This is a genomic window from Azospirillum sp. TSH20 (assembly GCF_003115935.1).
In the GTDB taxonomy this organism is placed as follows: Bacteria; Pseudomonadota; Alphaproteobacteria; order Azospirillales; family Azospirillaceae; genus Azospirillum.
On record NZ_LGQU01000008.1, the window covers coordinates 1 to 14016 of the forward strand.

Consider the following 14016-nt stretch of genomic DNA (forward strand, 5'->3'; position numbering starts at 1 on the left):
GGAAGGTGTTGGCGGCGTATTTCGTCAGCTCCGCCGTCTCCAGCGAGGTCACCACGATCGGCGTCTCGATCAGGTAGAGCGGCCGGTAAAGCCGGCGCATCACGTCGCCCGCGCGCTCCGACGTGGCGCCGATGACGACGCGGTCGGGCCGCATGAAGTCGCCGATGGCGGAGCCTTCGCGCAGGAATTCGGGGTTGGAGGCGATGTCGAACTCGGCCTCGGGGCGGACGCGGCGGATGATCGCCTCGACCTCGCGGCCCGTCCCGACCGGCACGGTCGACTTGGTCACCACCACCGTGTAGTGGTCGAGATGCTGGGCGATCTCCTCGGCGGCGCCGAAGACATAGGACAGATCGGCATGGCCGTCGCCGCGGCGCGACGGGGTGCCGACCGCGATGAACACGGCGTCGACGCCCTGCATCGCCTCCTTCAGATCCATGGTGAAGGACAGGCGGCCGGCGGCGACGTTGCGGGCGACGAGGTCGTCCAGGCCGGGCTCGTAGATCGGAATCTCGCCGTTCTTCAGCCGCTCGATCTTGCCGGCGTCCTTGTCGACGCAAGTGACGTGCACGCCGAACTCCGAAAAGCAAGCGCCGGAGACCAGGCCGACATAGCCCGTGCCGATCATCGCAATGCGCATCGCGTCCCCCTCATGTCCTTGAAAATAAGGAAACCTGTATATCTCTGGGATGCCCTGACAGGGCGTTCCTCATGGCCGGCCATTCGATGCGGCCGGCTCTTATCATTGCTCAGCATTCGGGGACGCAGCCCAAACGCACGCGCCCGCCGCCGTCCGGATCAGGGGACGGGGGCGGGCACGGCGTCATGCATACGGCCCGTCGCTCAGCAATATTTGCGCAGCATCTCGCGCACCTTGCCGGCCATGTCCGGCCGGTTCAGCGCGTGGGCCAGCGTCGCTTCGATGAAGCCGACCTTGTCGCCGCAGTCGTAGCGGGTGCCTTCGAAGCGCAGGCCGTGGAACGGCTGGGTGCCGATCAGGTTGGCCATGGCGTCGGTCAGCTGGATTTCGTTGCCGGCGCCGCGCTGCTGCTTTTCCAGATGATCGAAGATTTCCGGCTGCAGGATGTAGCGGCCGATGATCGACAGGGTCGACGGCGCGTCTTCCGGCTTCGGCTTTTCGACGAGACCACGGACGGTGGCCAGACGGCCGTCGTCCTTCTCGACGTCCAGGATACCGTAGCTGCTGGTCTTTTCGCGCGGCACGTCGACGACGGCGACGATGTTGCCGCCGACTTCCTCGTACGCCTCGACCATCTGCTTCAGGCAGGGGGTCTTGCCCTGGACGAAGTCGTCGGGCAGCACGATGGCGAACGGGTCGTTGCCGATCAGGGCGCGGGCGCACCACACGGCGTGGCCGAGGCCGAGCGGAACCTGCTGGCGGGTGTAGAAGCAGCGGCCGGGAGCGATCTCGCTGTGGCGGACCTCTTCCAGCGCGTCCAGCTTGCCGCGCTCTTCAAGCGTGCGGTTCAGTTCGGTGTCGGCGTCGAAATGGTCTTCGATGGCGCGCTTGGAACGGCCGGTGACGAAAACGAAATCCTCGATGCCGGCGGCGCGCGCCTCTTCGACGGCATGCTGCAGCAGGGGGCGGTCGACCAGGGGCAGCATCTCTTTCGGGATGGCCTTGGTGGCCGGCAGGAAGCGCGTGCCGAGACCGGCGACCGGGAACACCACCTTGCGCACGGGTTTCCGCATTGGACGTCTCTTGTGGTTGAGGCGAAATCAAATCCATGGTCCCACGGGACCGCCCAACCGCAAGCGAAGCCTGCGGAAGCACGGGCCGTGGTCCCCGGCTTTCTGCCACGCCTTCCGCGACTGCGCAACAAACCTTCCGAGACCGGGCAAAAGGCTAGTCCCGGCGGCCGAAATCAAAAGAAAACCGGCCGAATGTCCTCGTACAAGCCGATCTTTATCCGCAAGGTCCGAAGCCGGCCCGGACCTTTCTCATAGGCAGTAACGCTTGGAAAAGCGCCGCAAACCACGGGCGCGACACCGTGCCGCTGGCTGTCCGCCGTCATGCTTTGGCTGGCGAACTTTCCGTATGACGCTCGATTGCGGATCTTGCGCGAATACTTGCGCAAGCGGCCCGCAGGCGGCCATGGTGCCGGCCATGATCTCCGACTCGCGTACCTCCATCTTGCCGCCCCCACCCTCGCTGACCGTGCCCTCGCTGACCGCGGACCAGTTGCATGCCCGCGTCCTGCATCGGGACACGGAGTGCTTCGTCATCGACAAGCCGGCCGGTCTGGCCGTCCATAAGGCGGGCCGCATCACCGACCATCTGGAGCTGTACCTGCCCCATCTCGCCGAGGCGGACGGTGACGGCCTGATCGGCGATGGCCGGATCGGCGAGCCGCCGAAGCTCGCCCACCGGCTGGATCGCGACACCGCCGGCTGCCTGATCCTGGGCCGCACCCCCTGGGCGCTGAAGCGCTTCGGCCAAATGTTCGCCGCCGGCCATGTCGAGAAGACCTATTGGGCGGTGGCCGAGGGGATCCCGGACGCGGACTCCGGCGTCATCGACCTGCCCCTGCTGAAGAAGATCGAGCCCAAATCCTCGTTGGGAGCCTCCCGCTCCTCCTGGACCATCCTGCCCGATCCGGCCGGCCAGCCGGCGGTCACCGAATACCGGGTCCTCGGCACCAGCGCAGACGGCCGCTCCTGGCTCGAGCTTCGCCCGCGCACCGGTCGCACCCACCAGATCCGCGTCCATTGCGCCGCCATCGGCTGCCCGCTGGTGGGCGAGCCCTTCTACGGACCCGAGCGCCGGCCGCCCGGCAACCTTCACCTGCTGGCCCGCTCCGTCGCCTTCCGCATGGCCTTCGAACACGCCCCCGTCAGCGCCGTCGCCCCGGCACCGAAGCATATGCGGGACGCCCTGTCGGCCTGCGGCTGGCAAGGGGAGTAAGGACGGTTTCCGCGCAAAGGGGGGACTGACCTCCCGCCTGCCGCATCCCATTGTTAAGGGGGAAGGCCCCACAACCGACGGAGCGCACAGGATGGGACAGGCGGTCACCGACAACCGCGCCATGAACCGGTTCGAACTGGCGGTCGGCAACCAGACGGTTTTCGCCGACTACCGCCGCAACGGACAGACCCTGGTGATTTCCTATGTCGAGGCCCCGCCCTCGCTGCGCGGCACCGGCGCCGCCGGCCGCCTGATGGCAGGCGTGGTCGAGACCGCCCGCACCGAGGGGCTGAAGATCGTCCCGCTCTGCAGCTACGCCGCGCTGTGGATCAGACGCAACCGGCACGACGATTTGCTGGCGTGAGGGAGTACATCTGCCGATGGCTCTGCCGGCGAAACACATCGTACGCTCACCTCCACGGTAGGCGGCAGTGCAACCGCGTTAGGCAGAGGCGTCCGGAGAAGGCAGGCACATGACACTGGTGAGGCAGCTCTTGCCGGAAGATGCGGAGGAGTTTCGTTCGCTCCGTCTTGAAGCCCTTCAGCGGCATCCCGAGGCGTTTGGATCGAGTCATGCCGAGGAATGCGCCCGCCCTCTCTCCAGCTTTGCGGATTGGATCACGGGCGGATACATCGTCGGCGGGTTCGTCGACGGAAAGCTTAATGCGACGGCCGGACTGTTGACCTCCGACAAGGCCAAGTCACGACACAAAGGGATACTTTGGGGTGTCTATGTCCGCGAGAACAGGCGGGGCAGCGGCTTGGCCCACACAGTCATGACCACCCTGCTCGCCCATGCCGAGGACCATGTCGAACAGATTCATCTCTCCGTCACCGCGACCAACAAGCGTGCCATTGGCTTTTACGAACGCCTGGGCTTCAAGGCATTCGGAACGGAGCCGCGGGCGCTGAAAGTGGACGGGGTTTATATCGACGAACTTCTGATGGCAAAAATCCTTCGTTGCTAGGCCCAATCACGTCCTCACCCCAAGTCGAGACTCGTGACCTCGAACAGCCGGGCACAGTCGAGTTCAGGATGGCTTGCGGGAATGCAGGTCGGTAAAGGGTTGCGATGACGACCTCCCGTGATCCCCGTTACGCCGGCTACCGCTTCCTGCCGAGGTGGGCGCTGTTCGCGTAATCAGCAGACCGCGGCTGTCCGCAGTGCCTTCACTCTGCCCGGTCGTCAACAAATTGACGGTGCCCACAGGCAGATCGAGATCGTCCCGACTCATCCCGCAAATCCAGTAGCCGTCCGTCCCCTGGCCTTCGCTGCGTTCGAACCCTATGACCAGACTTCCCTCCCCCTCACATGTCTTCCAGTCCGAAGAAGGACCTGTATCGGGATTTCGCCTCTTCCGGGGAGATCGTGCCGGATGCCCAGCGTGATCCTATCTCGTCGAGGAACAGCGCAAGTTTCTGGTCGAAACCGCTTTCCTTCTTCTCGTCGAAAACCTGAAAGAACCTGGCGGCGCCCAATGAGATTCTCCCGCGGTCCATGACCAGGCGGGTCACAGGCAGGTTCCATTCCCGCCGCTTCGCCTCTTCAACCGCACATACCCAGCTGAGCTGATCGAAGAACCACACCATCTGTCTGCGTTCGTACCAGTAGAGCATGTATCGCTTGACGAGGTCGACGAGTGCCGCCGTCCGTTGCGTCGGGTAAAGACCGACCAGTCCGCCTCCTACGCCATTGTACATGGCGTCAAGACGCTCCGGGCTGTAGAGCAGGGCAAGCGGCGCCTCTTCAGAGAACTGATCCGTGAAAAGAACGGGGTCATCGACGAAAACGCCATCGACGTCAGCAATCAGGAGTGGAATTTTATACCGCTGGATCACACGGTCGGCAACCATGAAGCGTGAACAGGTGAAATACGTAATCTTGTCCTCTCGCGGGAGTTCCTGGAAGTCCGGTTGGCGGCTGTAGCCGATGTGGGTCTTGCGCATCAGCGCCCGCAGTCCGGATACCAGGGCGTCGCACGCCTCGTCGGCATCGACGACGTGGAAGTGGACGATGCGTTTATCGTGGGAGAAGAGATCGACCGAAAGCGCCATAAGCAACCCGAAGCGCTTGAAATACCCCGCATCGCAGGCGCTGAGCACAACACACCGGTAATCCGCAGCGTCCGGCAGTTCCTGATCCGGGAAGTCGATACTCGCATCGAAGCGGCGCACCAACTCTTCCGGAACCGACGCAATACGTTGGCTGAATTCGTCGCCGAAGGACGCGTGAACCAGGAAGCGAACCTCCTTGGCAGCAAACTTCATACAGTTCAAACTGTTCTTCATGTCTCCAATGCGCATGAAGTAGCCGCCGAAAAGAAAGATGAACCAGCACATATGCAGGCGGGCATATTGCTGCGACCGCCCGATCGTGGCGTTGAAGAAGGCGAAGGCGGCCTCCCGGTCGTCCCGTGCCATGTGATGGTCGCAGGCATGCTGGAGCATGTAGTAAGGCCATTTCCAGAACAGGCCCTGCTCCTCGCAAGCCTTGATGAAGGAAACGAGCGCGTCGGCGAAGGCGTCGGCTTGGCGGGCTTTCGCAAGGGCCATCAGCCCCCGTTGCCAGGACGGCAGATGCGCAGGATGCTGTTTGGCGACCTCAAGAAAATGACTTGCCGCCTTTTCGGGATCATTGATGTCTTCGAACAAAGCCGCCAGGTTGAAAATCGCCTCCGCGCATCCCGGGTGCTGGGCGATGTGCTGAAAGAACGCTGAAATCGCCTCGTCGTATTTTTTGTTGTCGAAGTGGTTGTTTCCGGCAGCCAGATGACCGTCGGGGCATTGGCAGCGAATATTCGGCTCTGCGGAAGACATCGGCTGACCCCTGACTGCGCGATGGTGACGGGCACCGTCTTTTCTGACCCACGAAAATTGCACAGAGAACAGGATTCGGCAAAGCCGACGAACCTCCACCCGCGCTCCACCATCTAAACAGCGCAATTCCTAACAACTTTCCATCAGGACGCAGTTTCGGGAAACCCACTGCACCGCCCGATTTTTCACCCACCCTTTTCCCATCCCCCCGCATCCGTGATAGGAATGTCATCCTGCCGCCACCAGGAAGGGACCGCCATGCCCCGCCGGATGCCGCCCACCCGATCTGCGTTCGACACCAACGGCTTCACGCCCGATGGAACAGTGGAACAGCACCCGGAATCCTGTTTCACGGTGTTTCAAACGTCCCATCCGGCGCGGCCCGCCGGCCACCCCGCTGCCGGATGAAACAATGGAACAGCACCCGCAACCCTGTTTCACGCTGTTCCAAACCTCCAGCCCGGCGCCCCGCCGCCAAGGACCGCGCGCCGTTGCTTTCGCGGCGGGAGTGCGGTTAAGTCCCCGCCGGTTTCCGCTGATCCGCGTCGAGTTCATGCCCGTCGAGTCCCTGGACGCCACCGCGTCGCGCCCCGCCCCACCGTCTCCCGCCCCGCCCCCAGCCGGCAGCGGGGTCGACGCCGCGTTGCGGGGTCTGGCCGGGGCCGCCGCCCTGGTGCTGGGGCCGCTGGCCGCGCTCGCCCCGCGCGGGCTGCCGGTCTGGGCCATCCTGGTCCTCGTGCTGTCGCTGACCGGGCTGGCCCGTCGTGGAAGCTTCGGACGCATCCTGCGGCTGACCCCGCCGGTCGCCGCGGTGGCGGCCTTCCTGCTGCTGGCCCTGGTCTCCAGCCTGTGGAGCCCTTCGGACCGCGCGCTGGAGACGGTGCTGGAGATCGGCTACATCGCGCTCGGCGCGCTGGCCGGCGGCGCCTGGATCGCCGGGCTGCCGGCGGCCGAGGCGCGGCGGCTGGGCGGGCTGTTCCTGGCCGGCGGGCTGGCCGGCGGGCTGCTGTTCGCGGTGGAGGCGGCGCTCGACTTCCCGCTGAACCGCTGGTGGAACAGCGTGCCCGACGACCAGCTGCCCAACCTGCTGAACGGCAATGTGCCGAAACGGACCGCGGCGCTGCTCTGCCTGCTGGTCTGGCCGGCCGCCCTGGCGGTGGACCGCTTCGGACGCCGGATGCCGGCCCTGCTGGTGCCGGTCGGCTATGCACTGGCCTGCCTGCCGCTGACCAGCCGTTCGGCCATGCTGGGCATCGCCGCCGGGCTGGTCACTCTGGCCGCCGCCCGTGCATCCGCCGTCTGGACCCGCCGGCTGTTCGCCACCGCGGTGACCGCCGCCTTCCTGCTGGTGCTGCCCGCCGCCCTGCTGTTCTCCGGCCCGCTCGACCTCGACCATTCCGGCCTGCTCTTCCGCTCGGCCCAGCACCGGGTGGAGATCTGGGGCCATGCGGCGGACCGCGCGTTGCGCACACCGGTGTTCGGCCAGGGAATCGACGCCTCGCGCTCCCTGCCGCCGGACGGGGCGGTGTCGGACTTTTCGCCGATCGGCGACAGCCTGCTGCCGCTGCATCCCCACAACGCCTTCCTGCAGGTCTGGCTGGAGACCGGAGCGGTCGGAGCGGCGCTGGCCCTGGCCGTCATGCTGATGCTGCTGGCCGCCACCGCCCGGCTGGAGCGCCACGACCAGCCCTTCGCGCTCGCCCTGTTCGCCACGGCGATGGCGATGGGCAGCACCGCCTACGGCATCTGGCAGCCCTGGTGGATGGCAGGCTTCCTTTCCGCCGCGCTGATGCTGCGGCTGGCAACCCGTATCGGGGCCCGTATCGGGGACAAGACACAATGAGCAAGCGCCCGCTCCGCATCCTGGTCATCAAGCTGGGCGCCTTCGGCGACTTCTTCCTGGCCCAGACGACCTTCGCCGCCATCCGCCGCCACCATGCCGGCGACCGGGTGACGCTGCTGACCCTGCCCTCCCTCGCCCCGCTCGCCCGCATGAGCGGCCTGTTCGACGAGGTGCTGGAGGACCCGCGCGAGCGGTCGCTGTCGGCCTATCTGACGATCCGCCGCACTCTGCGCGCCCATCGCTTCGACCGCGTCTACGACCTCCAGGCGCAGACGCGCACCGACCTGTACCACCGGCTGCTGTTCCCCGGCCCCTGGCCGGAATGGTCGGGCACCGCCCGTGGCGCCTCCCATCCCGACCGCTACGAGGGCCGGCGCAAGGTGCCGGTGCGCGAGCGCTATGTGCGTCAGCTCGCCCCCTTCGGCATCGTGCCGGACGAGACGCCGGACCTGTCCTGGCTCGACGCCGACATTTCCAAGTTCGGTCTGCCGGAGCGGTTCGCGTTGCTGGTCCCCGGCTCCTCCCCCGGACGGCCGGACAAGCGTTGGCCGGTCCGCCGCTATGCCGAGGTGGCGGCGGCGCTGGCCGGGCGCGGCATCATTCCGGTGGTGATCGGCACGGGCATCGAGAGCGACCTCGCCCGCTCCATCGCAGAGTATTGCCCCCAGGCTGTCGATCTCACCGACCGCACCAGCGTGCCGGAACTGGGCGGGCTGGCACGCCGGGCCTGGGGGGCGGTCGGCAACGACACCGGCCCGACCCACCTGATCGCCGCGGTCGGCTGCCCCACCGTGGTGGTGTTCTCCGACGCCTCCGACCCGATCCACAGCACCGGCCCGCGCGTGCTGATCCACCACCGCCCCGACTTCGCCGACATCGACAGCGCCGGCGTGGTCGAGGCGCTGGACCACGCGCGGGAGATGGGAGGCTCCTAACGGCAGAAGGGAAATGGCGCCACCTTGGGCATGTAGATCGGGATCCACTCGCAATGGGTGACCGGATTCGGCAGCTTCCGGGTCTCGATGTTCGGCCAGGCATGGGCGGCAAGCACCACCAGCGCCACGCCGCCCAGGATCCAGCGCCGCGGCTTGTTTCGGTCCAGCAGCCCCGGCATCCGCGCCAGCACCCAGGCGGCGGACAGGATCGCCAGCGGGTCGGTGTAGGCGGCATAGGCGCGCTGGAAACCGCGCAGCGAGAACAGCGCCTCCAGCCCCCAGGCGACCAGCAGCAGGAACAGCGCCTGCACCGCGGCCAGCTTTTCCCCCCGCCGCCACAGCACCACCGCCCCGGCCAGGGCGAACCACTCCACGATGATGGTCTGCGGGATGTTGTCGGGGTGGAGGAGGATGGTGCGGATCGCCAGCGTGCGGCCGATGCCGGCCAGCAGCAGGCCAAGCGTCCCCTGCCCCACCACGTTGCCCTGCCCCTGCAACTCCGCCCCGTGCCGCCAGGAGGAGAAGACGAACATGTGCTCGACGAAGTTGGCCACGGCGATGGCGTTCTGCTCGTTCCAGCGGATGTCGAGCGCCAGCAGCCCGACCGCCAGCCCCAGCAGAACCGCCGCCGCCCCGGCCACCGCGCGGGCCGCCGGCACCCGGTGGACCACCGCATGGACCAGGATGCCAACCAGAACCCAGCCGGCGACGATGCTCTGGTATCCGCCGCCCGACAGCCCGCCGCCAGGCCAACTTCCGACGGGGGTGTAGGGATAGACCGCCCGCCCCCAGCCGGCCAGCCCGGCCTGGATCAGCCCGAAGGCCGGCACCACCGCCGCGGCCGCCAGCAACCCGACCACAGCCGCCACGCCCCAGGCCGCTCCCGGAGCGGTCTCCGGCTCCGCCCTGCGCCCGAACAGGATCGCCGCCACCGGCAGCCCCATCGCCAGGAATACCGCCTGCACCTTGGTCACCATGGCCAGCCCGACCAGCAGCCCACCCAGCGCCAACTGCAGCAGCGACGCGCCGCCGCAGCCACGCCCGTCCGCCGGCCGCACAGCCCGCAGGACCAGCAGCAGACCCAGCACGACGAAGCCGGCCGACAGCAGGTCGGTGCGCATCTGCCGCCCCTGCGCCGTCAGCCCGACGCCGAAGGCCAGCAACACCCCGGCCAGCAGCGCCACCCGCCGGTCGCCCAGCAGCCCGCGCAGCAGCGTGGCGTAGCTGACGGCGAAGGCGGCGGTCAGCAGGATCGACAGCGCCCGCCCGGCCTGGATCAGCGACTGCCATACCGCCTCCGTCGCCACCACGTCGCTGCCCGTCGGCAGGGCCGACAGGCTGGCGACCGGCAGCAGCCCGACCGTATGCAACAGCCGGTACCAGACGTCGATCACCAGGAAATAGCCGTAGCCGGGATGGTCGAAATACTCCTGCGGCAACCCGTCGCCGAACAGCAGCCCGTGATAGGCCAGCACGAGATCCTGATCCGAATGCACCCAGTAGGGCAGCCGGAACCCGACCAGCAACACCGACAGCACCATCGCTGCGGCCAGCCCCAGGCACAGCAGCCACCAGGGCGCCGCCACGACACGGTCGAGCAGGGAGGGACGGGCGACGGAGGGTGCAGGCGTCATGATGGGCTGCGCTCACGGTTCAGGTCGGCGGGCGCCTTGTGGCACGGAAATGAGCGATTGGGAACCAGTCCGATCCTGCGGTGTTGCCCTCATGAAACGGTGGAGTCGGGAGTCTCCGCCTCTTTCGTGGTGCCTCGCACGAGTGGCTTTGCAACGTTGACGGGTCGCTGCCACAAAATACGGTATGGCAGACCCGCCGGGCAGACAAATGCCGGACAGACACATGCCGGACAAACACATGGGGGACTCGATGGCCGATACCGACGACATCCTGGAGCGTATCCGACGCCGCGCCCACGAGTTGTGGGAGAGCGAGGGCCGTCCGCACGGCCGCGATTCCGACCATTGGACCCAGGCGGAAGCGGAAATCCGCGGCGCCGGCGCGCTGGAGCCGACCGAAAAGGCAGCCGGATCGCGCAAGAAGACCGCCACCTCCAAGGCCGCCGGCAAGAGCACCCGCGCCGCCGCTGAATCCCTGTCCGAAGTCGCGAGCACCCCGGCGGAGGGCGCCAAATCCGCCCCCGCCAAGCCCGCGAAGACTAAGCCGGCCACGGCCACGGCCAAGCCGAAGGCCGAGGCTGCCCCCAAGCCGGCAGCCGGAAAGACCACCGCCAAGGCGACGCCCGCCAAGACCCCGCGCGGTCCGAAGAAGGACAGCGGCAAGAGCGCCTCGGCCGGCTGAACCCGGCCTCACCGTCGGAACCCTTCGGCTCCGGAGCCGGTTGTCAGGGACATCCTGTAAACTTCTCCGGAGGACTTCCCATGGCCGGCTCGCCGTCGATGGACGACTGCATCCGCAACTGCACCGACTGCCACACGATCTGCCTGGAAACCGTCGCGCACTGCCTGACCAAAGGCGGTGCGCATGCGGAGGCCGGGCATATCCGCCTGCTGCTGGACTGCGTCGACATCTGCCGCACCAGCGCGGATTTCATGATTCGCGGCTCCCGCTTCCACCATCTCACCTGCGGCGCCTGTGCCGAGATCTGTGCGGCCTGTGCCGACGATTGCGACCGCATGGCCGACGATTCCATGATGAAGCGTTGCGCCGAGATGTGCCGCCGCTGCGCCGAAAGCTGCCGCTCGATGTCGCGCATGGCCGCCTGATCGGGGCGTCCGCCTACTCCATCACCGCCGCGTCCTCCGGCGCCGGGGCCCCCGCCTTAGGCCGCCGGAGCAGCAGCAGCATCGGGATCACCAGCAGCGCGACGTACATCATCAGCTTGAAGTCGTCGATGTAGGCGATCATCGCCGCTTGCTGCGTGACCTGGGCATTCAGCATCGCCAGCGCCTCCGGCGACGCGGTGACCTGCTCCGTCATCGCCTGGGAAAACGGCGTCAGATGTGCGGCCAGGCTGGCATGGTTGACCTGGGTGTTCTGCGACAGCAGCGTCATCACCACCGAGATGCCGACGCTGCTCCCAAGGTTGCGGACCAGGCTGAACAGGCTGGCGGCATCGGTGCGCAGCCGCGGCTCCAGCGTGGCGAAGGCGATGGTGCTGAGCGGCACGAACACCAGCCCCAACCCCAGCCCCTGCACCACGCCGCTGATGATGATCGGCTCGCGGTCCATCACGATGGTGAAGCCGGTCATGTACCACAGCGACCAGCTGGTCAGCAGCACGCCCGCCAGGATCAGCAGCCGCGCGTCCACCTTGCGCACCAGCCGTCCCACCATCAACATCGAGATCATCGTGCCGACGCCGCGCGGCGCCAGCACCAGCCCGGTGGTGACCGTCGGGTAGCCCAGCAGGTTCTGCAACATCGGCGGCAGCAGCGCCATCGTCGCCAGCAGGATCACGCCGATCACGAAGATCAGGATCAGGCCGGTGACGAAGTTGCGGTCGCGCAGCAGCGCCGGGTCGATGAAGGGCTCGGTCTTCGTGTTGCCGTGGGCGGTGGCGATGTGGACGGTGAAGATCCAGAAGGCGCAGGCGGCCAGCGCCGTCTCGATCCAGATCTCGGTCGCGCCGAACCAGTCCAACTGCTCGCCGCGGTCCAGCAGCATCTGGAAGGCGCCGACCGCCAGCCCCAGCATGGCGAAGCCGAAGAAATCGAAGCCGCGCTGCCGGCCCTTGGTCTCGTGCAGGAAGATCAGCATGCCGAAGAAAGCCAGCAGCCCGACCGGCAGGTTGATGTAGAAGACCCAGCGCCAGCTGAAGCTGTCGGTCAGCCAGCCGCCCAGCGTCGGCCCGGCGATGGGACCGACCATGATGCCGGCGCCCCACAGCGCCATCGCCTGCCCGTGCCGCTCCTTCGGGTTGATGTCCAGCAGCACCGATTGGGACAGCGGCACCAGCGCCGCGCCGAAGATGCCCTGCACCAGCCGGAAGGCCACCATTTGCGTCAGGCTGCCGGCCAGCCCGCACAGCACCGAGGCCGCGGTGAAGCCTGCCACCGCGATCAGGAACAGCCGCTTGCGCCCGAACCGGTCGGCCATCCAGCCGGTGGCCGGCGTGGCGATGGCCGCGGCCACGATGTAGGAGGTCAGCACCCAGGTGATGGTGTCCTGCGCCGCCCCCAGGCTGCCCTGCATGCTGGGCAGGGCGACGTTGGCGATGGTGGTGTCCAGCACCTGCATGATGGTGGCGAGCATGATCGACACGGTGATCATGCCGCGATGCTTCACCTCATGCGGGGCGGCAGGGGATTGGCTGGCGGCCATGGGGTGCCTGCGGATGATTGTCGGTTGGAGGAGGCGAAGGCCCTACCGGATCGCCGCGACCGCGCTGCCGATCACGCCCGGCAGCGGCCGGCTGTAATGGGTGTCGACCTCCACATCGGCGCTCAGGCCGGTGCGCAGCGGCACGTCGGCGGCATCCGTCCCGTCGATGCGCAGACGGACCGGCACGCGCTGCACCACCTTCACCCAGTTGCCGGTGGCGTTCTGGGCGGGCAGGACCGAGAACTCAGATCCGGTGCCGGCGCCTATGCTCTCGACATGGGCGCTCAAGGTGCGGCCGGAATAGGCGTCCAGCACCACGGTCGCGGTCTGGCCGACGGCCATGTGGGTCAGGTCGGTTTCCTTGAAATTGGCCTCGACCCAACTCGACCCGCTCATGACCAGACTGACCGCCGAGAGCCCGACGGAGGCGTATTGCCCGACGAGCAGACGGTCGGTCTGGCTGACCACGCCATCGGCCGGCGCCGTCACCACCGTGTGGTCCAGGTCGCGCTGTGCGGTCGCCTTCTTCGCCAGCGCCTCCAGCACCATCGGATGGCGGTCGGTGGGGATGTCGGGATCGCCGCCCAGCGCGGCGCGGGCGCTGACCACCGCCTGCTTTTCGGTGTTCAGGTCCTGCTGCGCCGCCATCAGGTCATGGCGCACGGAATCATAGGTCGCGCGCGCGGCAACGCCGGTCTTCAGCAGATCCTGCTGGCGCTGGAACTCGCGCTGCTCGAAGGCAACCTTCTCCTCCGCCGCGGCCTGCTTGGCCTGCGCCTCACCCAGGTCGGCGCGCAACTGCTCCACCTTCAGCCGCGCCGACGCCAGCGCCGCGTCCGCCTGCTGGAGGGCCAGCCGATAAGGCTCGTCATCGATGCGGAACAACAGGTCGCCGCGATGGACCGGCTGGCTCTCACGCACCGCCACCTCGACGATGCGGCCGGAGATGTCCGGGCTGATCGTCACCTTGTCCTGCTGGACATAGGCGTTGTCGGTCGAGACATAGCGCCCGCCGACGACATACTCATAGCCGCCGCCCACCGCCACCAGCAGCGGCAGAGCGGCCATCAGAACCCAGCGGCGCCAGCGCGTCCGGCGGACGGGTTTGGCAGCTGGTTGAGCGGCAGGACGGGTTTCGGTATCGCGGTCGGTCACGGCGGTCATTGCGGTCGGGTCCCGAAGGAAAAAAGGAATGC

At 67.3% G+C, this 14016-nt stretch carries 13 protein-coding genes; 7 read left to right on the top strand and 6 right to left on the bottom strand.

Annotation, left to right across the window (positions count from 1 at the left end):
• Positions 1-640: nucleotide sugar dehydrogenase (locus TSH20_RS02685; protein WP_146207469.1), on the bottom strand; the 640-nt coding region annotated here is incomplete at its 3' end.
• A gap of 203 nt (positions 641-843) precedes the next feature.
• Positions 844-1713 carry a UTP--glucose-1-phosphate uridylyltransferase GalU gene (gene galU / locus TSH20_RS02690; RefSeq protein ID WP_109073275.1) on the bottom strand — a complete coding sequence of 290 codons (870 nt, stop codon included), beginning with the start codon at positions 1711-1713 and terminating at the stop codon, positions 844-846.
• A 415-nt stretch (positions 1714-2128) separates the two neighbouring features.
• Between galU and TSH20_RS02695 the strand changes: the two genes are divergently transcribed.
• The 3 genes from TSH20_RS02695 (at position 2129) to TSH20_RS02705 (ending at position 3894) form a co-directional block, all read left to right on the top strand.
• A complete protein-coding gene (locus TSH20_RS02695; RefSeq protein WP_109073316.1) occupies positions 2129-2926 on the top strand; it encodes an RluA family pseudouridine synthase in 798 nt (265 codons plus the stop codon).
• Positions 2927-3017: 91 nt separating this feature from the next.
• Positions 3018-3290 (top strand): GNAT family N-acetyltransferase, encoded by a 273-nt coding sequence (locus TSH20_RS02700; protein ID WP_109073276.1) that lies wholly within the window; start codon positions 3018-3020, stop codon positions 3288-3290.
• Between the two features lie 109 nt (positions 3291-3399).
• Positions 3400-3894 carry a GNAT family N-acetyltransferase gene (locus tag TSH20_RS02705; protein WP_109073277.1) on the top strand — a complete coding sequence of 165 codons (495 nt, stop codon included), beginning with the start codon at positions 3400-3402 and terminating at the stop codon, positions 3892-3894.
• Between the two features lie 340 nt (positions 3895-4234).
• Here TSH20_RS02705 and TSH20_RS02710 read toward each other — a convergent pair whose 3' ends face one another.
• On the bottom strand, positions 4235-5743 hold the full coding sequence (locus tag TSH20_RS02710) for a hypothetical protein (RefSeq protein ID WP_109073278.1): 1509 nt from the start codon (positions 5741-5743) through the stop codon (positions 4235-4237).
• Between the two features lie 553 nt (positions 5744-6296).
• Between TSH20_RS02710 and TSH20_RS02715 the strand changes: the two genes are divergently transcribed.
• Both TSH20_RS02715 and TSH20_RS02720 read left to right on the top strand, forming a co-directional pair.
• Positions 6297-7586, top strand: a complete 1290-nt coding sequence (locus tag TSH20_RS02715) for an O-antigen ligase family protein (protein ID WP_247871471.1) — start codon at positions 6297-6299, stop codon at positions 7584-7586.
• Positions 7583-8521: a glycosyltransferase family 9 protein gene (locus tag TSH20_RS02720; protein WP_109073280.1), complete on the top strand. Its 939-nt coding sequence runs from the start codon at positions 7583-7585 to the stop codon at positions 8519-8521. The genes TSH20_RS02715 and TSH20_RS02720 overlap by 4 nt, the downstream gene beginning before the upstream one ends.
• Here the strand turns inward: TSH20_RS02720 and TSH20_RS02725 are convergent.
• Positions 8518-10155, bottom strand: coding sequence for a glycosyltransferase family 39 protein (locus TSH20_RS02725; RefSeq protein WP_109073281.1), 1638 nt, complete (start codon positions 10153-10155; stop codon positions 8518-8520). The two genes, TSH20_RS02720 and TSH20_RS02725, sit on opposite strands and share 4 nt — an antisense overlap.
• A gap of 223 nt (positions 10156-10378) precedes the next feature.
• Between TSH20_RS02725 and TSH20_RS02730 the strand changes: the two genes are divergently transcribed.
• Together TSH20_RS02730 and TSH20_RS02735 are read left to right on the top strand one after the other, a co-directional pair.
• Positions 10379-10837, top strand: a complete 459-nt coding sequence (locus TSH20_RS02730; protein WP_247871472.1) for a DUF2934 domain-containing protein — start codon at positions 10379-10381, stop codon at positions 10835-10837.
• An 80-nt stretch (positions 10838-10917) separates the two neighbouring features.
• Positions 10918-11262 (top strand): four-helix bundle copper-binding protein, encoded by a 345-nt coding sequence (locus TSH20_RS02735; protein WP_109073282.1) that lies wholly within the window; start codon positions 10918-10920, stop codon positions 11260-11262.
• 13 nt (positions 11263-11275) lie between these two features.
• Here TSH20_RS02735 and TSH20_RS02740 read toward each other — a convergent pair whose 3' ends face one another.
• Positions 11276-12820 (bottom strand): DHA2 family efflux MFS transporter permease subunit, encoded by a 1545-nt coding sequence (locus tag TSH20_RS02740; protein ID WP_109073283.1) that lies wholly within the window; start codon positions 12818-12820, stop codon positions 11276-11278.
• Between the two features lie 42 nt (positions 12821-12862).
• Positions 12863-13984 (bottom strand): HlyD family secretion protein, encoded by a 1122-nt coding sequence (locus tag TSH20_RS02745; RefSeq protein WP_109073284.1) that lies wholly within the window; start codon positions 13982-13984, stop codon positions 12863-12865.
• Between the last annotated feature and the right edge of the window lie 32 nt (positions 13985-14016).

Coding starts and splice junctions, on each gene's coding strand:
- galU (WP_109073275.1), bottom strand. CDS start 1,713: ATGCGGAAACCCGTGCGCAAGGTGGTGTTCCCGGTCGCCGGTCTCGGC.
- TSH20_RS02695 (WP_109073316.1), top strand. CDS start 2,129: ATGATCTCCGACTCGCGTACCTCCATCTTGCCGCCCCCACCCTCGCTG.
- TSH20_RS02700 (WP_109073276.1), top strand. CDS start 3,018: ATGGGACAGGCGGTCACCGACAACCGCGCCATGAACCGGTTCGAACTG.
- TSH20_RS02705 (WP_109073277.1), top strand. CDS start 3,400: ATGACACTGGTGAGGCAGCTCTTGCCGGAAGATGCGGAGGAGTTTCGT.
- TSH20_RS02710 (WP_109073278.1), bottom strand. CDS start 5,743: ATGTCTTCCGCAGAGCCGAATATTCGCTGCCAATGCCCCGACGGTCAT.
- TSH20_RS02715 (WP_247871471.1), top strand. CDS start 6,297: ATGCCCGTCGAGTCCCTGGACGCCACCGCGTCGCGCCCCGCCCCACCG.
- TSH20_RS02720 (WP_109073280.1), top strand. CDS start 7,583: ATGAGCAAGCGCCCGCTCCGCATCCTGGTCATCAAGCTGGGCGCCTTC.
- TSH20_RS02725 (WP_109073281.1), bottom strand. CDS start 10,155: ATGACGCCTGCACCCTCCGTCGCCCGTCCCTCCCTGCTCGACCGTGTC.
- TSH20_RS02730 (WP_247871472.1), top strand. CDS start 10,379: ATGCCGGACAAACACATGGGGGACTCGATGGCCGATACCGACGACATC.
- TSH20_RS02735 (WP_109073282.1), top strand. CDS start 10,918: ATGGCCGGCTCGCCGTCGATGGACGACTGCATCCGCAACTGCACCGAC.
- TSH20_RS02740 (WP_109073283.1), bottom strand. CDS start 12,820: ATGGCCGCCAGCCAATCCCCTGCCGCCCCGCATGAGGTGAAGCATCGC.
- TSH20_RS02745 (WP_109073284.1), bottom strand. CDS start 13,984: ATGACCGCCGTGACCGACCGCGATACCGAAACCCGTCCTGCCGCTCAA.